This is a genomic window from uncultured Rothia sp., from assembly GCF_963555405.1.
Taxonomy (GTDB): Bacteria; Actinomycetota; Actinomycetes; order Actinomycetales; family Micrococcaceae; genus Rothia.
In genome coordinates this window covers 21,274-45,504 of the sequence record NZ_CAUVVO010000006.1, presented here as the reverse complement: position 1 = coordinate 45,504, position 24,231 = coordinate 21,274, and the positions used below count along the sequence as shown (strand labels likewise).

General features: G+C 59.4%; 19 protein-coding genes. 11 read left to right on the top strand and 8 right to left on the bottom strand.

Annotation, left to right across the window (positions count from 1 at the left end; translation table 11 throughout):
• Positions 1-23 precede the first annotated feature (23 nt).
• Complete coding sequence (gene pelF / locus RWL87_RS05480) at positions 24-1,739, top strand: GT4 family glycosyltransferase PelF (protein WP_049357506.1); 1,716 nt, start codon at positions 24-26, stop codon at positions 1,737-1,739.
• On the top strand, positions 1,729-2,925 hold the full coding sequence (locus RWL87_RS05475) for a putative glycoside hydrolase family 15 protein (RefSeq protein ID WP_313969178.1): 1,197 nt from the start codon (positions 1,729-1,731) through the stop codon (positions 2,923-2,925). Before pelF ends, RWL87_RS05475 begins: the two co-directional genes overlap by 11 nt.
• A gap of 137 nt (positions 2,926-3,062) precedes the next feature.
• On the opposite strand, the gene RWL87_RS05470 is transcribed toward RWL87_RS05475, so the two are convergent.
• Positions 3,063-4,499 carry a glyceraldehyde-3-phosphate dehydrogenase gene (locus RWL87_RS05470; RefSeq protein ID WP_313969177.1) on the bottom strand — a complete coding sequence of 479 codons (1,437 nt, stop codon included), beginning with the start codon at positions 4,497-4,499 and terminating at the stop codon, positions 3,063-3,065.
• A 287-nt stretch (positions 4,500-4,786) separates the two neighbouring features.
• Here RWL87_RS05470 and RWL87_RS05465 point away from each other — a divergent pair, with 287 nt between their 5' ends.
• The 4 genes from RWL87_RS05465 (at position 4,787) to RWL87_RS05450 (ending at position 8,939) form a co-directional block, all read left to right on the top strand.
• Entirely contained in the window at positions 4,787-5,722 is a 936-nt protein-coding gene (locus RWL87_RS05465) for a carbohydrate kinase (protein WP_313969176.1), read from the top strand.
• 82 nt (positions 5,723-5,804) lie between these two features.
• Positions 5,805-6,350 carry a YbhB/YbcL family Raf kinase inhibitor-like protein gene (locus RWL87_RS05460; protein ID WP_294642412.1) on the top strand — a complete coding sequence of 182 codons (546 nt, stop codon included), beginning with the start codon at positions 5,805-5,807 and terminating at the stop codon, positions 6,348-6,350.
• Positions 6,351-6,419: 69 nt separating this feature from the next.
• Positions 6,420-7,232 (top strand): HAD family hydrolase, encoded by an 813-nt coding sequence (locus RWL87_RS05455; protein ID WP_313969175.1) that lies wholly within the window; start codon positions 6,420-6,422, stop codon positions 7,230-7,232.
• Between the two features lie 189 nt (positions 7,233-7,421).
• Positions 7,422-8,939 (top strand): ATP-binding protein, encoded by a 1,518-nt coding sequence (locus tag RWL87_RS05450; protein WP_313969174.1) that lies wholly within the window; start codon positions 7,422-7,424, stop codon positions 8,937-8,939.
• Positions 8,940-9,049: 110 nt separating this feature from the next.
• Here RWL87_RS05450 and RWL87_RS05445 read toward each other — a convergent pair whose 3' ends face one another.
• The 5 genes from RWL87_RS05445 to RWL87_RS05425 form a co-directional block, all read right to left on the bottom strand.
• Positions 9,050-10,384 carry a solute carrier family 23 protein gene (locus RWL87_RS05445; protein WP_313969173.1) on the bottom strand — a complete coding sequence of 445 codons (1,335 nt, stop codon included), beginning with the start codon at positions 10,382-10,384 and terminating at the stop codon, positions 9,050-9,052.
• A 255-nt stretch (positions 10,385-10,639) separates the two neighbouring features.
• A complete protein-coding gene (locus RWL87_RS05440; protein ID WP_313969172.1) occupies positions 10,640-11,725 on the bottom strand; it encodes an acyl-CoA dehydrogenase family protein in 1,086 nt (361 codons plus the stop codon).
• 30 nt (positions 11,726-11,755) lie between these two features.
• Complete coding sequence (locus RWL87_RS05435) at positions 11,756-12,280, bottom strand: DUF4242 domain-containing protein (RefSeq protein ID WP_005507939.1); 525 nt, start codon at positions 12,278-12,280, stop codon at positions 11,756-11,758.
• Between the two features lie 261 nt (positions 12,281-12,541).
• Complete coding sequence (locus tag RWL87_RS05430; RefSeq protein WP_313969171.1) at positions 12,542-13,732, bottom strand: Fic family protein; 1,191 nt, start codon at positions 13,730-13,732, stop codon at positions 12,542-12,544.
• Positions 13,733-14,048: 316 nt separating this feature from the next.
• Positions 14,049-15,509: an oligopeptide:H+ symporter gene (locus RWL87_RS05425; protein WP_313969170.1), complete on the bottom strand. Its 1,461-nt coding sequence runs from the start codon at positions 15,507-15,509 to the stop codon at positions 14,049-14,051.
• Positions 15,510-15,818: 309 nt separating this feature from the next.
• On the opposite strand from RWL87_RS05425, the gene RWL87_RS05420 reads away from it, so the two are divergent.
• The 5 genes from RWL87_RS05420 (at position 15,819) to RWL87_RS05400 (ending at position 20,777) form a co-directional block, all read left to right on the top strand.
• Positions 15,819-16,151 (top strand): rhodanese-like domain-containing protein, encoded by a 333-nt coding sequence (locus tag RWL87_RS05420; protein ID WP_294632409.1) that lies wholly within the window; start codon positions 15,819-15,821, stop codon positions 16,149-16,151.
• Positions 16,152-16,178: 27 nt separating this feature from the next.
• The gene (pabB, locus tag RWL87_RS05415; protein WP_313969169.1) at positions 16,179-17,735 is read left to right on the top strand and encodes an aminodeoxychorismate synthase component I; all 1,557 of its coding nucleotides are present in this window, start codon (positions 16,179-16,181) and stop codon (positions 17,733-17,735) included.
• Between the two features lie 79 nt (positions 17,736-17,814).
• On the top strand, positions 17,815-18,396 hold the full coding sequence (gene pyrE / locus RWL87_RS05410) for an orotate phosphoribosyltransferase (protein WP_005504234.1): 582 nt from the start codon (positions 17,815-17,817) through the stop codon (positions 18,394-18,396).
• A gap of 171 nt (positions 18,397-18,567) precedes the next feature.
• Positions 18,568-19,275, top strand: coding sequence for an RNA methyltransferase (locus RWL87_RS05405; protein WP_313969168.1), 708 nt, complete (start codon positions 18,568-18,570; stop codon positions 19,273-19,275).
• Between the two features lie 686 nt (positions 19,276-19,961).
• On the top strand, positions 19,962-20,777 hold the full coding sequence (locus RWL87_RS05400) for a hypothetical protein (RefSeq protein ID WP_313969167.1): 816 nt from the start codon (positions 19,962-19,964) through the stop codon (positions 20,775-20,777).
• A 230-nt stretch (positions 20,778-21,007) separates the two neighbouring features.
• Here RWL87_RS05400 and RWL87_RS05395 read toward each other — a convergent pair whose 3' ends face one another.
• Positions 21,008-22,060, bottom strand: a complete 1,053-nt coding sequence (locus RWL87_RS05395) for an ornithine cyclodeaminase (protein ID WP_005504242.1) — start codon at positions 22,058-22,060, stop codon at positions 21,008-21,010.
• Between the two features lie 304 nt (positions 22,061-22,364).
• Positions 22,365-23,966, bottom strand: coding sequence for an amino acid permease (locus tag RWL87_RS05390; RefSeq protein WP_313969166.1), 1,602 nt, complete (start codon positions 23,964-23,966; stop codon positions 22,365-22,367).
• Between the last annotated feature and the right edge of the window lie 265 nt (positions 23,967-24,231).

The following is a 24,231-nucleotide window of genomic DNA, read 5'->3' as shown; positions in this document are numbered from 1 at the left end:
GTCCGCGAAAGACACATACGACAATGACTGAACAGATGTACCGAAACCACTACGCGCCGCTGCAGCTTCCGGCTCCCGGCCCCCACTACAGCGACCCCGAATACCCGGACGTTGACGTCGCCATCATCATGGAATCCACCTACCCCTACCTCAAGGGTGGTGTGTCTGCGGTGGTGCACGATATCGTCTGCGAAAACCCGGATCTGACCTACGGCATTATTCACATCGCCTGGGATAAGAACTCCCCCCACGAAGACCTCTACGGCATGCCCGAGAACGTCAAGTGGGTCAAGGTGCTGTACCTGAGCCTGGAAGTTAACCGCGACGCCTTCGCGGAAGCCTGCGACCCCTCCGCACTGCGCATGAACTTTGCGGAGCGTCAGGCACTCACCCAGCGCCTCATGGACGGATTCAGCGCCCTCATCGCCGGCGACGTGAACCCCCTCTGGAAGCTCTACGACGAGGGCATCAACCCCGCAACCCGCAGCTACAACCTCTTCGGCCTCTTCGGAACCCGCGAGTTCATGCAGGCGATTGCGGGTCTGGGCTTCTTCTCCGAGGTGCCCTTCGGCGAGCTCTTCTGGAAGGTGCGCGACTTCGTCTCCATCCTCTTTGCAATCCTGCACGAGCGGATGCCGCACGCCCGCGTCTACCACGCCCACACCACCGGCTACGCGGCACTCATCGCCGCCGCAGCCGCACGTGACCACGGCACCAGCTTCCTGCTGACCGAGCACAACCTGTACATTCGCGACACCGTGAACACCAAGCTCGAACGCAACATGGCGAAGCCCGTCACCACCGACTACGCCTTCCTCAACGAGGAGCGTGAGCACCCCGGCCTGGGCCCGGTCACCCTCGATGAGCGTGCCTGGTCCGTCTGGTTCGTCGAAATGGGACGCTTCTGCTACCCCAGCGCCGACATGGCAACCTACCTGTACCCCAAGGCTCTGGAAGAGGCACGCGGTATTGGCGCGCCCATCGACCAGATGAACGAGGGTGAGAAGGACCGCGCAATCATTCTGCCCAACGGTATGCTCATCGAGTCCGTGGCGGAAGCCTACTACGCCCGCCAGTCGGCGCGTGCCCGCATCCTCGCTGAGGGCCGCGGCCACGTGTGGCGCTTCGTGTTCATCGCCCGCGTGGTGCCCATTAAGGGCCTGACCGACCTGATTCGCTCCCTCGCGGTGCTACGTGATCAGGGTCTGGTGAACTTCCACCTGGACGTGCTCGGCCCCAAGGACCACCTGCCCGAGTACTACGAACTGTGCCTGCGTACCATCGAAGAGCTCAACATGGGCGAGTACATCACCTTCCACGGCACCGTGAACGTGCGTGCGATGCTCGACCGCTTCGACCTGCTGCTCATGCCCAGCTACAATGAGGGTCAGCCGATTGTGGCGCTCGAGGCGATGGCTGCATCCATCCCGCTGGTCAGCACCGACGTGGGCGGTATGTCCCAGCTCATCGACGATGTGCTGGTCGCCCCCGATGGCCACGAAATCGGTAACTGCGGTATCTTGACCATCCCCGGCGATATTCACGGCTTCGCGGCGGCGCTGCGCACCCTCATGGAGGAGCCCAGCATCTACGAACGCTACTGTGTGAACGCCTACGACCGTATCGTCAGCTTCTTCCAGCTGCGACTGGTCATGGACCGCTACAACACGATCTACCGCGAGCTGGGCAAGCTGCCCCCTCGCGCCCCCGAATTCGACCCGGAGTACGATGGCGAATAAACTCACCCGCTTGGGCGGACCCGGCAAATTTGGTGCCTGGGTCCGCTACGGCGGTAAGCCCATTACCCAGCAGCAGCTTGATTTTGCGGTCAAGAACTACTCTGTCGCAATCCTGCAGCCCTGGGAACTGGACGCGGCACGCTATCTGAAGAAGCGTGCACCTCAAATGGTGGTGCTGGCGTACAAGTGCCTGTCCTCCACCCGCTCTTATGAGCCCGGCCCGATCTATTCTTCGGGTGTCTCTTACCCGCTGGCGCAGTCGATGGCGAACTCCGGTAAGGATTTCTTCGCCCACCGCCTCAACGGCGACCGTATCGAGTGGAAGGGCTACCCCAAGCACTTCCAGATGCAGGTGTGGAACGCCGACTATCGTTGGCACTGGGTGGACGCTGTGGTGCGCGAAATGCGCGACTCACCCTTCGACGGGGTCATGGCGGATAACGACATCGAGAACGACTACTACGGTCTGGACCTGCCCATCCAGGGTGTGGAGTCCATGACGAAGATCCGTGAGCACCTGGATTTTCTGGTTGCGTATGCTGGTATTGAGCTCAATAAGATCGGCAAGATTCTGGTGCCCAATATTGCTGAGTCTCGTCTGCGTTACGGCAAGTGGGAGCGTCACAGCGCCTACGGTGGCGGCTTTGAGGAGGTGTGGCTCGGCTGGGGTCCGAACGACTACCTGTCTTCGCCGTATGCCGTGATGCAGGGTCGTGAGATTGCGAACGGCTCGGCGGGCGACGTGAACCTGGGTGCTACTTTTGCGGGTCTGGGTGGCCGTAGCGCAGCCTCGCAGAAGAAGGTGACGATTCTGCGTACCCCGCTTAGCGACCGCAAGGCTGCTATTACCGGTACGGATGAGAATTTCCTGTACGGTTTGGCGGGCTTCTGGGTGTTTGGTGGAGGCGCCTTCACCGGCATCAGCGCAACCCACCACGACGCCTACGACGAGATTCCGCACGCCCCGGAGCTTTCCTACGATCTGGGGGATCCGGTCGGTGGCATTATTGCTCAGAAGACCGCTCAGACTCGTGCCTTTACGCGCGGTTGGGCTGCCCTGAACACCGGCTCGAAGGATGTGACCGTGAAGGTTCCCTCCGGTCTGGTGGATGCGGCAAATCGCCCGGTGCCCTCGAGCTTCACGCTGCGGGCGCATCAGGGTGTGTTGTACCGCCGTAAGGCGTAAATCGCCGCTCGCGCAGTACCGCCTGTGAGTGTACTGCCAGTCTGTATAACCTCATAAACAAACCCACCGGCAATATAGCCAAATGGCTATATGTACCGGTGGGTTCGTTATATGTGTGCTAGATGAGCTGGGGTAGCTTACTTAGCGGGGTAGGAGGGCACGTCGTAACCGCCCATACGCTCCAGAACGCGAATCACCTGGCAGGAGTAACCGAACTCGTTGTCGTACCAGACGTAGACAATCGCGGAGTCATCGGTCACCACGGTAGCCAGCGAGTCCACAACACCCGCGGTGCGGGAGCCCACGAAGTCGGTGGAAACAGCCTCGGGGGAATCCGAGTAGCCCACCTGGCGGCGCAGAGCACCGTCAATGGACTCGCGGCGGAACAGCTCGTTCAGCTCCTCAGCGGAACCTGCGGGTTTGGTCAGCTTCACGTTCAGGATTGCCATGGAGACATCCGGGGTGGGAACGCGGATAGCGTTACCGGTCAGCTTGCCCTCCAGCTGTGGCAGAGCCTTCGAAACAGCCTTCGCCGCACCGGTCTCGGTGATGACCATGTTCAGCACAGCGGAGCGGCCGCGGCGGTCACCCTTGTGGAAGTTGTCGATCAGGTTCTGATCGTTGGTGAACGCGTGAACGGTCTCAACGTGGCCGCGCTCAACACCGTATGCGTCATCCAGAACCTTCAGTGCCGGAGTAATTGCGTTGGTGGTGCAGGATGCTGCGGAGAGGATCTTGTCCTCATCGGTGATGACGTCATCGTTCACGCCGAACACGATGTTCTTCATGTCGCCCTTACCGGGAGCGGTCAGCAGAACACGAGAAATACCGGGGCGGTTCAGGTGCTGCTCAAGGCCCGGAACGTCGCGCCAGCGGCCGGTGTTGTCCACCAGCAGGGCGTCGTTGATGCCGTACTCGGTGTAGTCGACAGTGGTCGGGTCGGAGGAGTAGATGAAGCGAACCGGAACACCGTTAGCGATGATGGTGCTGTTCTCCTCGTCCACCTCAATAACGCCCTTGAAGGGGCCGTGAACCGAGTCGCGCTCCAGCAGGGACGCACGCTTGACCAGGTCCTTATCACCGTTCTTACGCACCACAACAGCGCGCAGGTTCAGGCCAGAACCCAGCGGCGAGGAGGAACGCTCCAGCAGGATGCGGGCCAGCAGGCGGCCAATACGACCGAAGCCGTACAGCACAACGTCCTGCTCCTTCGGCTGGTCACCCTGGTGGTTCACGGAGGAACCCAGCTGCTCGGGCAGCCACATGGACAGCTCGGGGGAGCCAGCCTCACGGTGTGCCTTGTGCAGAGCAGCAATGTTAATCGAGCAAGCGCCCAGGTTCAGCTCAGTCAGAGCACGAACCAGCTCGAGAGAGTGCGCGGGGTTCAGGGGCGCACCATCAATGTGGGATACGAAATCGTGCAGCTTCAGCAGCTCAATGACAGACTTGTTGACCAGGCTGCGGCCGTGAATGCTCAGCACCACGCCGTTCTCGCGGTGCAGCTTACCAATGAGGGGGATCAGCTCCTCTGCGGTAGCCTCACGGTTAACCCAGGTAGCGGTTGCAGTCGTCACGTATGACCTTCTTCCTAACTTCGTCGTTGGAGGGTAGGCGCGACGATGCTGTCGCGTCAATACCGTGCCGGGCGTTAAGACCCGGCGTCGGTTTAAGTCTAACCCGTGTGAACCCCTCCAGACCCTCAAAATTAGCGATATTGAGGCTAAAAGTCAGAAGAGACAGAAGGCAGTTTGTGAACCCACACGGCAAGCCAACACAAGCCCTCAGAAGGGAAAGCAAAACCACTTTAAATACCCACAAAAACACACGCCACGAGGGCACAAACATGAGTAGAATTGAAACCATGTTGACTGTAATCGGTGAAGCACTCGTAGACGTCGTCCACCAGCACGACGGAGAAACCCGCGCCTACCCCGGCGGATCGCCCATGAACGTAGCCGTCGGCGCACGCCGCCTCGGCCACCCCACCAACTTCGTCGGCCACTACGGCCCCGACGCCTACGGCAAGAGCATTGACGCGCACCTGGAAGCATCCCAGGTGACCCTGCCCTTCGAGCACAGTGCCGAGCGCACCTCCGTCGCCCAGGCAACCATCGGTGCCGACGGCGCAGCAGAGTACGAATTCGACATCACCTGGTCCCTCGACTCCGTCGCAGAAAAGCTCACCGAACTGGCACGCACCTCCGATGCAGTACACACCGGATCCATCGCCGCCATGCTCGAACCCGGCGCACACGTGGTCGCAGCAGCCTTCGAAGCCGCCCGCGACAGCGCCCTGCTCAGCTACGACCCGAACTGCCGCCCCACCCTCATCCACAACGTTGACGAGGGCCGCGCATGGGCTGAAAAGTTCGTGTCCCTCTCCACCGTCGTGAAGGCATCCGACGAGGACCTGCAGTGGCTCTACCCCGACCGCTCCCTTGACGACACCGCCCGCGCGTGGCTCGACCTCGGCGCAGAGCTGATGGTCATCACCCGCGGCGAAGACGGCCCCATCGCCTTCACCAAGAAGTACCCCGAGGGCATCAGCCAGCCCGCACACCGCGTTGAGGTTGCGGACACCGTCGGTGCTGGCGACTCCCTCATGGCGGCACTCATCGCGGGTCTGCTCGACCGCGGCATTGCCGGCCCCGAGGCACGTGCCAAGGTTGCCGCGCTGACCGCAGAAGAGATCGCCGACCTGCTGCGTTTCTCCGCAACCGCAGCCGGCATTACCGTCTCCCGCGCGGGCGCTAACCCGCCCACCCGCGAAGAACTCGACGCCGTACTCAACGGCTAAAAATTCATGCCTCGCCGGCGGATAGCTCACTCTGTCCGCCGGCGTCGCCATATCCACCCGCACCCCAACGCTGAGGAGCACCATGACCAACATTGGCACCGCACCCCTGCCCCGCGAACCCTACGCAGGCCTGCCCGAACTGCCCGAATTTACCCTGACCTCCACCGACATTCAGGACGGCGGTACCGCCCCCGAATGGATGCGCTCCGCACTCTTCGGCATTGCTGGTGGTCAGGACCGCTCCCCGCAGCTGTCCTGGAGCGGATTCCCCGAGGGAACCAAGTCTTTCGTGCTGACCTGCTTCGACCCGGATGCGCCGGTCCCCAGCGGCTTCTGGCACTGGACCGTCTCCAACATTCCTGCCGAGGTGACCAGCATCGACACCGGCGCGGATGCACCCGCCGGCGCCCTGACGCACCGCAACGACGCCGGCGTGGCGGGCTTCCTGGGTGCTGCGCCTCCGGCTGGTCACGGCCCGCACCGCTACATCTTCTGCGTCACCGCCGTGGACGTGGAGAAGCTCGACATTGACGAGAACGCCACCCCCGCCGTCGTGAACTTCAATCTGCTCGGTCACGGCCTGGGTCGCGCGTTCCTGACCGTCACCTACGCGGAACCGGCAGCTTAGCACGTAGCCCTAACCAGCCTCGCGCTTTAACCCGCACCGACACACCCCATCACCGAAGGCAAACACTGCATGATTAAACTCATCGCCAGCGACCTGGACGGCACCCTCATCGGGCACGACTTCCAGTTCCGCCCGCGCACCCTGCGCGCCCTCGAAGCCGCACGAGCCGCCGGAATCGAGATCGTCTTCGTCACCGGCCGCCCGAGCCGCTGGCTCACGCCCCTGCGTGAGCAGACCGACTTCGACTCCTACGCCATCTGCTCCAACGGCGCGGTGGTGTACCACCTGGGCGCGAACGAGGTGGAAGAAGTCAACGGCGCTGATCCCGCGGTGATTGCCCGTACCCACGAGCTGCTGGAGCCCATGTTCCCCGACGCCACCTACACCCTCGAAACCGTGGACACCGTCTACATTCAGGGCCCGCACGACGGCGGTGAGGTGCTTGAGGGCGCCCGCGTTATTGAGTCGAGCATTGCCGATTCCCTAGAACGAATCGGCTCAACCCCGGTCATTAAGTACCTGATTCGTGTGCCCGGCATGGACCCGGATATTCTGCAGGCGCGCGTGCATCAGGCGGTCGGTTCGCTGGTGTCGGTGACTCGCGGCGTGGTCGGTGAGCCGCTTGTGGAGATGGGCTCTAAGACCGTGAACAAGGGCAGGATTCTGGAGAAGTTCGCGGCACGCCACGGCATTGAGGCGCACGAGGTCATGGCGTTCGGTGACATGCCGAACGACGCGGAAATGCTCTGCTGGGCGGGGGAGGGCTTCGCCATGGCGTCGGGCCAGCCGGCGCTCATTGCGAAGGTGGGGCGCACCTGCCCGCCTTTCGACGAAGACGGCGTGGCGCAGACGATTGAGGCGATGCTCGCCGAACGGTCCTAGCCGTCTAGTGCTAGTTATCCAGCACAAGCGACTGGGTGCGCCTCCGCAGACATAACTCAGATATAACGCAGACATAAACTTTTATGTTTACACATAAAAAATTTGAGTCTAGACATAAAAATTTATGTCTAGACTCAAATTTTTGTGTCTGATTTACATCTGATTTGTGTCTAGACTAAAATTTTTTGTATGAACAACGTGGAATGGACCCCCGAATGGCTTGCTGAAACCATCAAACTACTGCGCACCCACGGCAGCGATACGCAGTTTATTGAGGTCAAAAAAGCCCACGGCGGCTACCCCGGAAGCCTAGACGCAACCCTCAGTAGCTTCTCCAATAGTTCCACGGGCGGAATCATCATCTGCGGCCTAGACGAGAATAATGACTTTGCACCTGTCGGCGTATACGACCCGGCAGACCTAGAAAAAACCCTCGGCAACAAGCTCCGCAGGGGCCTTAAGCCGCCGAACACCATGGAATCCGGCACCATCCTCTACGAAGGCGCCAAAATCTTTGTTGCCGCCATCCCTCCGCTGCCTCCCTACGAACGCCCTGCCTACATTGGCGGTAAAGCGTACGTGCGTTCCGGCGACGGTGACCACGAAATGAGCCGCCACGAAACCGACCTGATGGTAGCCCAGCGGACACGCACCGGGTTTGATGAAGAGCCGGTGGAATACACCTCCATGGCTGACCTAGACGAAGGGCTCAAGGCTGCATATCTGCGAGACGTGCGTGCTAAATCGCGCCGCCTCGCCGGAAGCTCCGATGAAGAGGTGCTCCGACGCAAGGGAATTATCGCCCTCGGAACCGACAACCTTTCCCTTGCGGGCTTGTACGCCTTGGGTTCTTACCCTCAGGAGTTCAGGCCCTCGCTCAAAGTTACCGGAGTCGTCATTGACCCAAGCGGTAAAGCCCGCAACCTCGACAAGTTTGAGGCGGACGGCCCCATCCCCGCCATGCTCGAAGAGACTCTGGCATGGGTCAAACGGAACCTGGCACACCCGGTTGTCGAACTGTCCAACGGGCACCTCATCAACGGGCAGGAAGTACCCGATATCGCCCTTCGTGAGATTCTGTCGAATGCCCTCGTACACCGCAGCCTCAACCCCAAAGCAGATACCGAAGAGGTGCGCGTCAGGATTTTCCCTGACCGAATCTCTGTAGAGAACCCCGGCGGTCTGTACGGAATCACTCTCCAGCGTCTGCAAGAGTATGGCGAACGCTCCCGCGTGAATGACCGCCTGTATGACGTCTGCACGCATGTAACAACCCCTGACGACGGATACCGAGTCATCGAAGGTGAGGGTAGTGGCATCTACACGGCACAGGAGGCGGTGCGTCAGGCAGGGCTGAAACCCATCCAATTCATTGATGGGGTCATTCGTTTTACCGCGATTATTAGCAGGGAGCCTCTGGATGGTGCTCGTATCGCCGATGTTAGTTCACCGCAGCAGAAGTCGGAGATAGACCCGCGCCAATCGTCACCCACGGTTCCTAGTAACCGTCAGGAGGCGGTGCTCCTGGCTCTGCGCTCGCTACGCCACCCCGCCGGTATCGAGGACATCATGGGTGCTCTTCCTGGGCCTTTTGCTGAGCTGCAGAAGCCGCAGGTCCGGTACGTCCTCACGAAGCTCCTTCAAGAAGGAGTCATTACCCGTGAAGGTGGTCGAGGTAACCGCAATACGACATACCGCCTGGCCTAACCGAATATCGGGCTAACGCGCAAAAGCGGCCCGGATGGAAACCAATCCATCCGGGCCGCTTTTCTGCAGCCTACGCCTCAGGAGTATCACTCCCATGGGCGGTGAGGAGTCTAGTGTCCCTCAGCGCTCTTCTCAGGGTCGAAGGGCTCCAGCGGGTCGCCGGCAGCCTTCGTGTACTTCGCAATGAAGGTCATCAGGTGGAAGATAATCAGGGTTGCCGCGGTACCCAGAGCAATACCGGCGAAGGACAGTTCACCGAAGGTCCAGGTGTAGTCCGCAATACCCACGATCAGGGCCACAGCGGCGGTGGTCAGGTTGATCTGGTTCGAGAAGTTCACGCGGTTCTCGCTCCAAATACGTGCGCCGAGCATACCGATCATGCCGTACAGAACGGTTGCGGCACCGCCCAGAACACCCGCCGGGACGGTCGCAATTGCCGCACCGAATGCGGGGAACATGGACAGCGCAATCGCGAAGATAGCAGCCACCCAGTACGCCGCGGTGGAGTACACCTTGGTTGCAGCCATAACGCCGATGTTCTCAGCGTAGGTGGTGGTACCGGAACCGCCGCCGAAACCGGCGATGGTGGTTGCCAGGCCGTCCGCCATGAGGGCGCGACCCGAGTAGTCGTCCAGGTTCTTGCCGCTCATCAGAGCAACAGACTTCACGTGGCCGATGTTCTCAGCCACGAGCACCAGAATCACGGGGATGAACAGGCCGGCGAGCTCCCAGTGGAACTCGGGGGTCTGGAACTGCGGCAGGCCAATGATGCCCTGGGTCTGCACAGCCTTGTCAATCTTGGAGAAGTCCACCTCACCGCGAATCACGGCGGTGATGTAGCCGATACCCACACCCAGCAGGATGGACAGGCGACCAATAATGCCCTTGAAGAGCACCGAAATCAGGATGATGGAGCACAGGGTCACCAGCGCGGTCACCGGTGCCACCATGAAGTTGTCCTTAGCGCTCTTCGCCAGGTTGAAGCCAATCAGCGCCACAATCGAACCGGTCACGACCGGGGGCATGAGCTTGGTGAGCCAGCCGGTGCCAGCGAACTGAACGATTAGGCCGACCAGGAACAGCGCCGCACCCGCCATGACGATACCGCCGAGGGCACCAGCCGGGCCGTGCGAGTTCATAGCAGCCGCCAGGGGTGCAATGAATGCGAACGAGGAACCCAGGTAGGAGGGGACGCGTCCGCGGGTAATCAGCAGGAACAGGACCGTACCGATACCCGAGAAGAACAGGGTGGTTGCCGGCGGGAAGCCGGTAATAATCGGCACGAGGAAGGTCGCGCCGAACATTGCGACCACGTGCTGCGCGCCGATACCGATGGTGATCGGCCATGCGAGGCGCTCGTTCGGGGCAACGAAGGAACCAGGCTTGATGCTGCGGCCGTCGCCGTGGATCGACCAGTCAAAGCCGAGAAGCTTAGAGATGCTCAAAGGGAGCTCCTGAGGTGAATGTGGTGGTGTATAAAATTCCACATCATTCTACGCGTATACAAGCGTGGGTCACAGCTAAACGGCTGTAAATATGAGCAGGGATACGTTGAGTGGTGCATATATTCTCTTATCGTGGGCTCTATATCGCGTATATAGCCCAGAAAGCATCAATACCCCGTATATGCAGTTCAAGGCATATACAGGGTATTGATGCAAAGAGCGAATAAAAACACTCGCTACACGTAGCTCAGTGGCTTAGAGAGCGTCACGCAGGTTCTCCAAGTGATCGTAACGCGCCAGTTCGTAACGCAGGTGACCCTCGGTCGGGGACTGAACCGGCAAGAACGTCGCCTCACGCAGGCGGCGAGCCGTCGGGGAATCAGCCACGTAACCGGCGCCTCCAACAACCTGCAGCTCAAAGTGAGTAGCAATGGTTGCAAAGTGCGAAACACCCAGGCGCAGGCTCAGCATGTCACGACGCTCAGCACGCTCCGGCTCAGACGCCAGACGAATCAGTTCCTCACGCAGGCTCTGGTACTCGGTCAGAATCAGCGGGAACTCAGGACGGAATACGCCCTGAGAGACGTCCAGGTGCTTAGCAGCCTCCTGCAGGGCGCCAGCGGCAAGACCCAGGCAGAACGACGACTGAACCAGCAGGAACGGCGCGGTCACATCGTGCAGGAACGCCTCAATGTTGTCGCTCAGAATGTCCTCGCTCGGAACGAAAACGTCCTCGAACTTCAGGGTGCCGGACTCGGTGCCGTTCAGCGCCAGCAGGTTGCGGTGATACTGAATGCTCAGACCTTCAACGTCCTGGCGAACCGTCACAATGTAGCGGTTCGGGTGGCTCTCCGGGGCGTTCTGCACAGCCACCGGAAGAACAATCACGCCGCCCGGGTACAGATTCGACGCCCACGACACGGAACCGTTCAGCTTCAGGCCGTCCTCAACGAGGGTGCCCTCAACCTTGATCGGTGCCAGGCCCGAAGCCTCTTTGTACGCTGCCGCCATTGCGGTGGTGCCGCTAACGGTCGCATCCGACAGGCCCTCGGGCAGTTCGCGACCCACAGCGTCAAAGAACGCGATGGTGGAGCGGTGAGCCCACAGGGAGAACGCCGTGGAGGCATCCTCGGTGGCAAGGTCGAACGCTACCGAAACCTGGGGGACCAGGGAGCCGCCGTCACGGCCCAGGGTAATCAGGCCGTCCTTAGCGATTTCGCGCAGGTTCTCGAAGGGGGAACGCTCACCGCGGTCAACCGCGCTAGCGTGGGTTCGGGCGAGTGCGAGCACCTGCTCGCGCTGGGGGTAGTCGTAGAGGGGTTCGAGAGTGAACTCGGACATGGGGTTTCTCCTAAGAGGGGAGCATCGCGTCTATGCGTGCAGCTTGAACAGTCGGTCAATGGGGGTGCTGACGGCCTTACGGGCGCGAACAACAGCTTCTTCGTCGGGTGCGTCGTAGAAGCAGAGGCACTTGGCGGTGTCTTCGCGAACGTAGGTGCGCAGGAAGGAAACCTCGGGTACTTCAGCGTACTTGGGGGCGTTTGCCTTCTTGCGGGTCAGGTACTGTTCCATGGTGATTTCTGCGGGGATGTCCCACTCAACCAGGTAGTCTGCGTCCTTCTTGAGCTTCTTGATGTCTTCGAGCTCTGCGCCGACCAGGCGGACTGCGTCGGGGCCTGCGACGGCTGCGCGCTCACCGATTGCTGCGGCGAGGTCGGGGCCGAATGCGGTGTTCTCGGATTCGACGATGACGAAGACGATCTTGTGGTCTGCGGAGACCTGGGTTTCGATGAGCTCGGCGCCGTTGGTCAGGGACGAGTTGACGGTCTCGATGAGTGCGGTTGCTTCGTCCTTGGACGGCTGTGCGGGGGTCAGTTCTACCAGGTAAAGTGCCATGATTTTCTCCTCGGCTAAGGGTTGAAGGGTCGTGCCGGAAGGGGTTTTCCGACTCGTTCTGGAATCACCTTAGACCTGTGGTTGAGGGCTGTCTAGTAGATTTCTGTTCGTGGCTTAATGCGTCCCTTTTTGACCCTGTATGTCGTCATGTGCGTTCATGTGAAGAAATAAATCGTCACAGTCCCGCGCAGTAGTTCCGCGCGTGGGAACCCGCCTACGGCCGCAGAGTTTTCGTGCGGATTCTAGGCCTCGGTGGCGTGCCTATCCGCGCCGTCCTGCTCGTGCCGCGAAGTTGTCGAGGGCACGGTTGAGTGCGGGGACAGTCCACACTTTTTGCCCCTGAATTTTGACGCGCTCTTCACGTAGAATCTGCAGCTCCACCATGCGGTTGAGGAGGCGGTACACGCTAGCTCGAGACCCCTGCGTGTGCTCCTCCACCATGCGCGCGGTGAAGGCAGGCTCGGTGCAGCACAGGTCGGCGAGGGAACGCAGGAGAGGGGTTTTACGCTGGGCAATGGACAGCACCTCATCGCGCAGGGTTTCAATGTCTTTCGCCAGAATTTCTGCGTTGGTGATTGCCTTCTGAGTGGCGTCAATGAAGAGCTCGATAATGGGTTCGGCGTCGCCTGCACGGTAGTCGGTGAGCGCCTGAACGTACCCTTCGGTATCGTGCAACAGGCCGGAGGAGACGGGCAGAATCACGTGGCGGGTGACGCCGCGGGCGAGCAGGAGCGCGGAGATGAGGGCTCGCCCGGTTCGACCGTTGCCGTCGGTGAAGGGGTGGATGGTCTCAAATTGGGCGTGCGCGATAGCCGCCTGTGCGAGGGGGTCAATATCGCGGCGGTTCATGAAGGCTACGAGGTCTTCGAGGGCGGCAGGAACCCGCTCGTGATGCGGTGCCACGTAGTCGGCGGTCACGGGTGAATCACCCTTAATCCACACCCACTGGGTGCGAAGCACGCCGGAGTCCTGCTGCAGGCCGCGAGTCAGTTCGCGGTGCATCGCCAGGATGTTATCAACGCTAATGTTTTCTGCCGTGTTTAGGGCTGCACGCATGGCGTGAACATTGCGCGCCACCAGCTCGGCGTTAACACCGACCTTCGACCCGCTTGCACCCAGGACGGCAAGCGAGAGCCTGCGTGCGCTAACGGTGAGGTTTTCAATCTGCGAGCTGGACGCGGATTCGCCGCGCAGAAGAACCGCGGAGAAGGGGATACCGCCAATATGGTGGAGCCGCTCATCGAAGCGGGTCATGGCGGTGGTGTTCTCTTGGAGGCGCGCTCGCAGTGCGGAGCTGAGTTCGACGTTGAGTTCGGCAATGGAGGCGGGTACGGCGCTGGAGAAGGTGCCGGAGTTGCGGCGCGTTGCGCGTCGGGAGGCGAGGGCGTCCCGGTGAACCCAGGGGGCTTGCGGCTCCCATTCGAGGGCGGGCCAGGTGATGGCTGTGGGCATGGTTCCTCCTCCTGGGGGTCGTCTTGCGGCTTGTGCCTTGTGCTTGTGTTTGGGTGGGGTCTTAATAAGACAATACACCCCGATTTTCTTATTAAGGCGCTTAATAAGAAAATCCGCGCGGATTGTCTCATTAAGGAAAACCCTCTGGAGCCCCGGTTGTCGGCGCATACAACAGGGCATGTGCCAGCGCATACAGCAAGGGCCCCGAACCCTTGATAACTCAAGGATTTGGGGCCCCTAGCCTATATGCACTAGCCTCATACGCTCACGCCGCCTGAAAACAGCGAGTCAGCAGTCTAGACAAGCAATTTTGCGGTTACTTCACGCCGCGCATCATCTTCTGAACCGGCTTGTGCACCAGGAACAGCAGAATACCGGTCGCGATGGTGATAATACCCATCCAGGTGAAGTAGGGAACCTCGGTCTCCATGCTGTAGAACGGAGCCAGCCAACCCGACAGCACGGTACCCATTGCCACGGAGGTGAAGTACAACGCCATCATGTTCACGCGGTGCGCCTTCGGTGCGAGCTTGGTCGCCAGCGAAATACCGACCGGCGAAATGATCAGCTCGGCGATGGTGCAGACGAACAGAATCAGCACAATCCAGCCGACGTTCACGCTCTGAACGCCCGCCTGGGCAAGGAAAATCCAGAACGCCAGACCAATAATAATCAGCGCTGCGGAGAACTTCAGGGTGGTGACCGGCTGGCGGTCGCCCCACTTGGTCCACAGGGCGGAGAACATCATGCCGAAGATGATGATGAAGACAGGGTTGATGGAGTTGACCAGGTTCGGGCTCAGCTGCATACCCAGGATGTGCCAGTCGAGGCGCTCATCCGAGTACACCGCCATGACGGTGAACTGCTGCTGGTACAGTGCCCAGAACACGGCGTTTGCAATCCACAGGGGGATGAATGCGGTGACGCGGGAACGCTCATCGGAGGTAACGTCCTTAGCGGTCAGCATCTGTGCGAACAGGGCGATTGCACCGATGAAGATGAAGCCCATGACCCAGTTCTTGAGGTTGTCTGCGGTCATCAGGCCGGTTGCCAGCAGAATGCCGAGAACCACGACGATACCGACCAGTGCCAGGAAAAAGTTACGCTTCTGTGCGCCGGTGAAGGGGGTGCCCACGTGGTGTACGGATTCAGGCAGGTTCTTGCGGGTCAGCGAGTACTGAATCAGGCCGGCAGCCATACCGATTGCGGCAAGGCCGAAGCCGAGGTGGAAGCCGCCGGTCTGCCAGCCCCAACCGGTCAGGAGCGGACCGAGGAGTGCACCGGTGTTCACGCCGATGTAGAAGATGGTGAAGCCTGCATCGCGGCGGGAGTCGTGGTCGCCGTAGAGCGAGCCGACCAGCACGGATGCGTTACTCTTCAGACCGCCGGAGCCGATAGCGACCAGCAACAGGCCGATGATGACGCCCGGTACGCCGGGGATGAGGGAGAGGGAGATGTGACCCGCCATAATGCCGATGGCGGAGTAGAAGAGGGTACGCTCGGGGCCGAGGATTCGGTCACCGAGGATACCGCCGAGGATTGCCATGAGGTACACGACTGCACCGTACGCGCCGATAACGCCGGTGGCGAGGTCCTTGTCGAGGCCCAGGCCGCCCTTGTCGGCGGTGTAGTACAGGTAGTAGATCATGATGCCCTGCATGCCGTAGAAGGAGAAGCGCTCCCACATTTCTACGGTGAACAGGTTTGCGAGCATGCTCGGGTGGCCGAAGAAGGTCTTGGTGTCCTTGGGTTCGGCACCTGTGATGGTGTTGGACATGGTGAAAATTCTTTTCTGTTGCGCCCGGTTTTCTGTGTGACCCGGACAATATGTGTATAAGTGTATACCCTTACCCATGCATATGTATACATGGAACGCACCTATATTTCACAGAATGAATTCTCATGCAGTGCATGAAAAACCATTTCGATTTTTTCGTATGCACCATTTCGGGAACCCACAAACCCCCAAATACCGGGCTAGATGCGCCTCGTGCCCTCAACGCGATAGAGTGGAACCACAACTATGCCCACCCGGCACCCCGCCGTGCCGACCGGCTCATTTTTAATCATTTCAAAGGAGAACCCCATGACCGCTGTACCCCAGGTTGACCCCCGCGACGTTCCCGAAGGCGCAACCATCATCGACGTGCGTGAAGACTACGAGTGGGAGGGTGGCCACGCGACCGGCGCCAAGCACATCACCCTCGGCACCATCGCTGAGCGTCTGGAAGAACTGCCCGCGCCGGGCGAGGACTTCTACGTCATCTGCCACGGTGGCGGCCGTTCGAACCGCGCGGCAACCTTCCTGCGCGAGCATGGCTACGCCGCACACAACATTGCGGGCGGCACCAGCGCGTGGTTTGCTGCCGGTCTGCCGATGACCAGCGAGAACGGCGAAGCCCCCGCGGTTGTTCACTAAACCGCCGGTTCGCCTGCACGCCATACAATGGAGTCCGTGACTGAAACTTCCGCGGACCGTATTTTGTCTACCCCGAACGCTCCCGCTTCTGCCTCCCCGCATGCCCTGCCGAGTAGCCTGCAGAGCATCCCGTGGGATGCGCAGACGCGGGAGCTTGCCGTGCGCCCGCTTCCTTTCGCGGTGAACTGCGAGGAGGCGTACCCGCTGTTAACTGCTGGCGCTGAGTATTCGTTCTGGCTGGATTCGGCGCGCGAGGAGTCGCCCATGTCGGTCGCCTCGTACGTGGGCGTGGTTCCGGCGCAGCTGTCGCCCCTGCGCGTGGATTCTGCGCGTGCGGCGGCTGAATCTGGCGGGGAAGACCCCTTCGCCCAGCTGGAGGCGGCACTCGCCTCCGCACCGCGCGTGCACCCGGATGCCGCGGTGGCAACCGGCCTGCCCGCGGGTTTGCGCGGCGGTTACGTGGGCTATTTTGGCTATGAGGCGCGTGCCGCCATGGGCTTGGAGCACGGCCACCCGGTGCCGGGCTACCTACCGGCACATGAGGCGCCGACCCCGGATTCTCTGTGGTTGCCGGCGGTCCGCTACCTGGTGCACGAGCATGCCCGCCCGGGGGTTGCGGCGCGTAGCTGGCTGGTGGGCGATGAGCCGTGGTGTGAGGCGGTGAAGCAGCTGCTGAGTGCGGCGGGGGAGTGCACCTCCGAAAATACTCCCGTCAACGCCCCTGAGCTCACCGAGCCCCTACTCTTCCCGGCACCCGCCGCGGAAGCCTATATGGATTCTGTTCGCGCTAGTCAGCACGAAATCTACGAGGGCAACAGCTACGAGGTGTGCCTGACCGCGCAGACCAGTGCGCGCATCCAGAATCCGAGCCCGGAGCTTTTCTTTGAGCTGTATCGCCGCCAGCGCGCCCACAATTCGGCGCCGTATGCGGCGTATTTGCGGTGCGGTGATTTTTCGGTGCTTTCTTCTTCGCCGGAGCGTTTTTTGAGTGTGGATACGCACCGCAACGCGCAAACCAAGCCGATTAAGGGCACGGTACCGCGCGGCGCCACCCCGGAAGAAGATGCCGCAGCAGCGGCATGGTTGCGTACCGATGAGAAGACCCGCGCTGAGAACCTCATGATCGTGGATTTGCTGCGTAATGACCTGTCTACGGTGTCTGACCCGGCGTCCGTGCGCGTGCCCGTGCTCATGGGTGTGGAGAGCTACTCGACCGTGCATCAGCTGGTATCTACGGTCAGTTCGCGTCTGCGTGAGGGAATTTCCGCGGTGGCTGCCGCGCGGGCGTGCTTCCCGGGCGGCTCGATGACGGGTGCCCCGAAGCCTTCGACCATGCAGATTATTGAGCGCCTGGAGGGTCGCGCTCGCGGCGTGTATTCGGGTGCTCTGGGTTTTGTGTCTGCGGATGGTTCGGCGAACCTGTCGATTGTGATTCGCACGCTCGTGGCGCACGATGAGGGCACGGTGACTCTTGCCGCGGGTGGCGCTATCGTGGCTGATTCCGACCCGACTGCCGAGTATGAGGAGATGCTGACGAAGTTGCGTGCTGCGTTGCCGCCGTCGGTGGGTCGCGTGGTGGAATAGCCTAGCGCCGGGATAACGCGGTAGTGGGATAGCGCAGGATAGCCTGCGCCGCCTGCACGTGAGCCGCTACACTGGAACTATGACTAAGCTTTCTGAAAACCTCCCCATTGAAGAAGCCCGTGAACGCCTGCGTCAGCTGATTATGGAGCTGGCTGTGGTGCGCGGGCACGTGGTCCTCGCCTCCGGCAAGGAAGCCGACTACTACGTTGACCTGCGCCGCATCACCCTGCACCACGAGGCTTCTCGCCTGGTTGGTCAGGTCATGCTGGACCTGCTGGATAAGAACGGCATCGAGTTTGAGGCCGCTGGCGGTCTGACTATGGGTGCTGACCCGGTGGGTACCGCGATTATGCGTGCTGCTGGTGATCAGGACCGTGCGATTGATGCGTTTGTGGTGCGTAAGGCTCAGAAGTCTTACGGCATGGGCCGTCAGGTGGAGGGCCCGAGCGTTGAGGGCCGTCGCGTGGTTGCTGTGGAGGACACCTCCACTACCGGTGGTTCGGCGCTGACTGCTGTTGAGGCGCTGCGTAAGGCTGGCGCTGAGGTTGTGGCGGTTGCTGTGATTGTTGACCGTGCGACCGGTGCGAAGGAGCATGTGGAAGAGGTTGCGGGCGTTCCGTGCCTGTACGCATACTCGAAGGATGAGCTGGGCCTGGACTAGTCTCTGTGGACTGAGTTCTGAGGACTTCGTGATTTTTTAAGGCATTCCCGTTGCGGCGGGTGAACCCGTGCCGCTGGCTGCTGTGTGTGGCTGGTGGTGCGGGTTTTTGTCTGTAAGATGGCTCTGTGGGCGCCGGTTGTGGCGCCGGTTGTTGGTGTGAAGGTGGTTGTGATGGTTGAGAATCGTGAGGCGGCTGAGGCTGTGCCTGCTGAGGCGGCTGCAGCTGAGAGCGCACCCGTTGAGGGTACTGAGCAGGGTACTGCCCGTTTTGAGGTGGGTGTGGGCCCGTGGGAGGGTCCGTGGCCTGAGGGTGACCATTGGGATGAGGAGCTGCTGCGTGAGGGCGACCGCCGTAACGTGGTGGATAAGTACCGTTACTGGTCGATGGACGCGATTATTGCTGACCTGGATACGCGCCGCCATGATTTTCATGTGGCGATTGAGAATTGGCAGCATGATTTGAATATTGGCACGGTGGTGCGTACTGCGAATGCGATGTTGGCGAAGGAGGTCCATATTATTGGGCGTCGCCGCTGGAATCGTCGTGGTGCGATGGTGACGGATCGTTATCAGCATGTGCGTCATCATCCGACGATTGAGGATTTTGTGGCGTGGGCGCAGGGTGAGGGTCTGGAGATTATTGGCATTGATATTTTTCCGGATTCGGTGCCGCTGGAGACTTATGATCTGCCGAAGAAGTGCGTGCTGGTTTTTGGTCAGGAGGGCCCGGGCTTGTCGGAGGAGTTGCACGCGGCGGCTAAGGACACGTTGTCGATTGAGCAGTTTGGGTCGACGCGTTCGATGAATGCGGCGACGGCTGCGGGTATTGCGATGCATGCGTGGGTTCGCCGCCATGTGTTTGGTCAGATTCCGTCGTAGTTTGGCGGCTGTTTGTTAGGTGTTTAAAGGTTCCGATGCGTTGTGTGCGCGTCGGAACCTTTTTCGTTGTGGTTTGGGCGGCTTAAACCACGCATGAAATTATCTAGGCGTGTTAGTGTTAACGCAAATCACAGGAGATATGAGAATCGCACTCTCAATTTCAGTTTGGGACATGCGATGGATTTCCTGGCTTCGGCTCGCCAATGGTTGCGGGTTGTGGATATGAATGACCGCGGCGTCATTCTTTTGAAAGGAGATTCTGATGAGGATCTTTAATAAGTCTCTTGCTGTTGCGGCCTGTGCGGCTGCGGTGACTTTCGGTGCGGTAGCACCTCCGGCATATGCTGGGGTGACTCTCTATTCGGATGCAAATTTCCTTGGGCCCCGTATGGAAACTGAGGGGACGAAACATTTGGGTTGGATGAGTGACCGTGCATCTTCATTGCATTCTGGTGGGTGTCGGTGGCGCTATTACGAAGACGTCGACCTTGCGGGTCGCAGGTTTGAGTCTTCTTCCGACCTCAACTATCTGCGGGGTCTAAGCCATGCGGGTCTCCATTGGGGCGAGACTTGGGATGATCGTATTAGTTCTATTGAAAAGGTACACTGCCCCTGGTAATTGTGATGGAGGAGCCCAATGTTTGTGGGCTCCTCCTGACTTTCCCGTTTGAAAGGAGTCGGTAACAATGAAGAAATCTGTTGCCCTACTCGCCTGCTTTGCTTTAGCTTTAAGTTCCTGTGCCGCTGCGCCTAAAGATACTAGCCTCAAAGCCCAGCTGGATTTTGAAAATAACTATATTACTCTTCCGCTCGATGAATATGACATGAGTGACCAGGCCGAAGATATAACATATAGAGCGTATTTGTTGATTCTTAAAGAGTGCTACGCGAAAAAGGGATACGATTTTGAAATTCTAGAAAACGGCTTGGTTTCTGGCAACGCTTCCGAGTATGGCCTCTGGAATGTGAAGCATGTGGCGAATCATTTTACGTCCAGCGAAGTCAGAGATGAGCAGGAAAGGATTTATGAGAGCATCCCTGAAGACGTCAGGGCCAGCTGCCGCGAAGAGCATCGGGAAGAACTGGATATGCTCTATTTTGATGAGGATGATGAGAAAAAGTACCGCCCCATCGGTCGTATCCGTAGTGAAGCGTACATGCGTGCGCAGGGTGACCCTGAATGGAAGAAAGCCCGCTCGGATTGGTGGGACTGCCAGCGTGAGAAAGGGTTGACGCCTCGCACCGGGGACGGTGAATGGACGAGTAAAGAATTGGCCAGTCTGAATGCTGATGATCCTAAAGTGTTGGAGGAGGTTATTCGCCTGGCCACCATTGAAGCTCAATGTAGTGAGAAGGTGAGGTTGGCTCAGCGTTTGGGTGATCTTGAGGCGTCCTATCAGGGGCCTTTGATTGAGAAGAATCAGGCGTTGCTGAATGATTTGAAGGCCGATCGTGATGCGAAGATAGCGAAGGCGCGTGAAATTATCGCCACCCACCAGTAGCCGCACCCGACTAAGGGCAGAACGGGCGAACCAGCCGCAGAATGCTCACAAGTTGCCCATAAGAAAATCCGCGCACAAGAATCTGTGCATAAGAAAATCGCACAAGAAGGAGCCGGGGAGTGTCACCACTCCCCGGCCCTCACTTTATTCACTCTCAACCTCGCAGCCCATGCTGGCGCACCTACAGGCTCGTCAGCTCAAGGCCACTCAGCGTCAGGCTGCTTAGCCCTTTAGCCCACCGGAACGTTAACGTTCACCAGCGAGTACAGATCCTTCGGATCATCCGGGCTAGCAACCAGGTCAATGAACTGCTGCAGGTCGGTGTCCTGCGTAGCCGCACGGGCATAACGCAGACCCGAGAAGTCAGCAATCGCGAAGCCCACCGAATCAAACAGGGTAATCTGCTCATCCGAGACACGGCCCGGCTCCTCACCGGTCAGCACCTTCCAGAACTCCACCACCGGGAAGTCCGGGTCCTTCTGCTGAATCTCGCCCTCAATGCGGGTCTGCGGCGGGAACTCAACAAACACGGTGGAGCGGTCCAGAATTTCGCTTTCCAGCTCAGTCTTGCCGGGGCAGTCGCCACCAATAGCGTTCAGGTGCACGCCGGGCTTCACCTGGCGGTCCAGCAGAACCTTCGCCTGCTGCTTATCGGCGGTGCAGGTGGTAATAATGTCGGCACCCTCAACAGCCTCGTCCACGTCCTTAGCCAGGTGGATGCGGAAGCCCAGCGGCTCCAGGTTACGGCGGAACTTCTCCATCGCGTGCGGATCGACGTCGTAGACGGACAGGTCCTCAATACCGAGCACAGCGCGCATACCCAGCGCCTGGAACTCAGACTGCGAGCCGGTACCAATCATTGCCATCTTCTTCGAATCCTTGCGTGCCAGGTGCTTAGCAACCATGGCGGACACACCAGCGGTACGCAGCGCGGTCAGCAGGGTCATCTCAGCCAGGAACACGGGGTAGCCGTTGTCTACGTCAGCGAGCAGACCGAATGCGGTCACGGTCTGGAAGCCGCGTGCCGGGTTGGAGGGGTGGCCGTTCACGTACTTGAAGGAGTAGGTGATGTTGTCGGAGGTGGGCATCAGCTCAATCACACCGAAGGGGGTGTGGGAGGCGACGCGCGGGATCTTGTCGAAGCTCTGCCACTTCTTGAAGTCTTCTTCGAGGAAGTCGACCATGCCGGCAATGATGTTGCCTACGCCGTCCTTCTGAATCCACTTCGCCATCGAGGCGACGTCAACAAATTCCACCGCGTGTGCGCTAGGACGTTCAGTCATGATTTTCTCCTTTGAATATCTGCACAAAACTTCTTTGTGCATCTGGTGGTCACTGCGGATATCTATTATCTCAAAATATATTGCAGGACACACCGTATTAGAAATGCTGTAAATATGTACTTTGCTTTATGTATTACACGGATGTAATACGGAAGCGAACACGGAAGACGTGCAGGGAGGGGGTTCTAGAGTCTAGAGCTCCTGGAACCTACGGGCTAGGGTTTAGGGCTAGGGTCTAGAACTCCCTCATCGCCTTCACCGGGATTTCACTGGGATATCACGGGATCGGAAGCTGCCGGTCGGGTTAGTTGCCCTTCGGCTTGTCCTCGTCCTCAAGGTCCAGCTCACCCAGGTCAATGTGGGTACGAGGCTCCGAAACAAGCTTCTTCACCACGGGGCGGGCAGCAATCACAGGCACGGAACCGGTGTAGCCTTCACGGACGCGAGCAATCTCGTTGACGCGGTCACGAACCGTGTACCAGCCGATAATCAGCAGCGGAATAACCACCAGCAGCGATGCCAGGGTGTAGGTACCCACCGGGTAATCCAGAGCCATCAGCACCAGCACAACAGCGAGGAACACCATCACAGCCCAGTCGCTGAAACGACCGCCGGGTGCGCGATAGTTGGGGCGCTTGTACTTGCCCTCACCGACCAGCTTCAGGTACTTCTGGTGCGACATTGCGATAGCCGCCCAGCTAGCCATGGTGCCCACAGATGCGATGTTCAGCACGACCTCGAACGCCTGCTCAGGAACGAAGAAGTTCAGCACAACGCCGAAGAGGCCAATCACACCGGTCAGCAGAATACCTGCCACCGGAACACCGGAGCGGGACACCTTGGTGGTGAACTTCGGTGCCGAACCTGCAACACCCATCGAGTGAAGGATACGGCCGGTGGAGTACAGTCCAGCGTTCAGCGAGGAAGCAGCCGCGGTAATAACGACCAGCTGCATAATCGGTGCGGTACCGTCAATACCGATCGAGTCGAAGAAGGTCACGAACGGCGACTCTGCATCCTTGTACGCGGTGTAGGGCATGAGCAGGCAGAGCAGAACCACGGAACCAACGTAGAAGATCGCGATACGCCAAATCACGGTGTTGATAGCGCGGGGGATAACCTTCTCAACGTTCTTGGTTTCACCACTGGTGGTGCCGACCAGCTCGATACCGGCGTAGGCGAACACAACGCCCTGAACCACGATAAGAGCGGGAAGAATACCGTTGGGGAAGAAGCCGTCATTGGCTGCGATGAGTTCAAGGCCGGGGCGGACGCCGTTGATGGGTTCACCGAAGACCAGGTACCAGATACCTACCGCCATGAAGGACAGCAGGGCAAGAATCTTAATGAGTGCGAACCAGAATTCCAGCTCACCGAAGAGCTTCACGGAGATGAGGTTCAAAGCAACGGTGACAACAACGACGATGAATGCGCTGAGCCACTGGGGAATATCTGCGAAGAACTGGTTGTATCGACCGAACCAGCTGATGTAGATGGCGATTGCGGTGGCGTCTGCAACGGCGGTCATTGCCCAGTTCAGCCAGTACAGCCATCCGGATACGAATGCGGCCTTTTCGCCGTAGAATTCGCGGGTGTAGGAGACGAAGGAGCCCGAGGAGGGGCGGTGAAGAATCAGCTCGCCGAGGGCTCGCAGAATCAGGTAGCCGAAGAAGCCGATGACGGCGTAGATGACGGCGAGCATGGGGCCTGCGTCCTGCAGGCGGCTACCGGTGCCCAGGAACAGACCGGTACCAATAGCGGAACCGATGGCGATCATCTGGAGCTGACGTGCGCCAAGCCCCTTGTGGAAGCCTTCCTGTTCGTGTGCGAACGGGTCGTCTGTGGGGGGCTTAGTGTACTGATCCGCTGCAGAAGTCTGCGGGTTCTTGTTCGGTGAGGTGCTCACGCTATACCTCCTTGGATAGTTACATCTGAAGCACGTGTTACATGAAATGTGGTTGGGAACACGTCTGTGGGTTGTAACGACTATAGCACGGCAATTTAGGTAAATATAACCCGCGTCACGTAACAATTTATATACATATAATGCATATCTTATGAATATGTTTGGTTCATGTTGTATTGTGTGGTTTTCATTGTTTTGTGAAATAGATTAATTGAACCCTGGGTCCAAAAAATCAATTACCCCACCACCGCACAGCACAAGAGCA

What these genes read in the sequence shown, in the direction of transcription:
- pelF (WP_049357506.1), top strand. Translation starts at nt 24, where the DNA reads ATGACTGAACAGATGTACCGAAACCACTACGCGCCGCTGCAGCTTCCG.
- RWL87_RS05475 (WP_313969178.1), top strand. Translation starts at nt 1,729, where the DNA reads ATGGCGAATAAACTCACCCGCTTGGGCGGACCCGGCAAATTTGGTGCC.
- RWL87_RS05465 (WP_313969176.1), top strand. Translation starts at nt 4,787, where the DNA reads ATGTTGACTGTAATCGGTGAAGCACTCGTAGACGTCGTCCACCAGCAC.
- RWL87_RS05460 (WP_294642412.1), top strand. Translation starts at nt 5,805, where the DNA reads ATGACCAACATTGGCACCGCACCCCTGCCCCGCGAACCCTACGCAGGC.
- RWL87_RS05455 (WP_313969175.1), top strand. Translation starts at nt 6,420, where the DNA reads ATGATTAAACTCATCGCCAGCGACCTGGACGGCACCCTCATCGGGCAC.
- RWL87_RS05450 (WP_313969174.1), top strand. Translation starts at nt 7,422, where the DNA reads ATGAACAACGTGGAATGGACCCCCGAATGGCTTGCTGAAACCATCAAA.
- RWL87_RS05440 (WP_313969172.1), bottom strand. Translation starts at nt 11,725, where the DNA reads ATGTCCGAGTTCACTCTCGAACCCCTCTACGACTACCCCCAGCGCGAG.
- RWL87_RS05435 (WP_005507939.1), bottom strand. Translation starts at nt 12,280, where the DNA reads ATGGCACTTTACCTGGTAGAACTGACCCCCGCACAGCCGTCCAAGGAC.
- RWL87_RS05430 (WP_313969171.1), bottom strand. Translation starts at nt 13,732, where the DNA reads ATGCCCACAGCCATCACCTGGCCCGCCCTCGAATGGGAGCCGCAAGCC.
- RWL87_RS05425 (WP_313969170.1), bottom strand. Translation starts at nt 15,509, where the DNA reads ATGTCCAACACCATCACAGGTGCCGAACCCAAGGACACCAAGACCTTC.
- RWL87_RS05420 (WP_294632409.1), top strand. Translation starts at nt 15,819, where the DNA reads ATGACCGCTGTACCCCAGGTTGACCCCCGCGACGTTCCCGAAGGCGCA.
- pabB (WP_313969169.1), top strand. Translation starts at nt 16,179, where the DNA reads ATGGAGTCCGTGACTGAAACTTCCGCGGACCGTATTTTGTCTACCCCG.
- pyrE (WP_005504234.1), top strand. Translation starts at nt 17,815, where the DNA reads ATGACTAAGCTTTCTGAAAACCTCCCCATTGAAGAAGCCCGTGAACGC.
- RWL87_RS05405 (WP_313969168.1), top strand. Translation starts at nt 18,568, where the DNA reads ATGGTTGAGAATCGTGAGGCGGCTGAGGCTGTGCCTGCTGAGGCGGCT.
- RWL87_RS05400 (WP_313969167.1), top strand. Translation starts at nt 19,962, where the DNA reads ATGAAGAAATCTGTTGCCCTACTCGCCTGCTTTGCTTTAGCTTTAAGT.
- RWL87_RS05395 (WP_005504242.1), bottom strand. Translation starts at nt 22,060, where the DNA reads ATGACTGAACGTCCTAGCGCACACGCGGTGGAATTTGTTGACGTCGCC.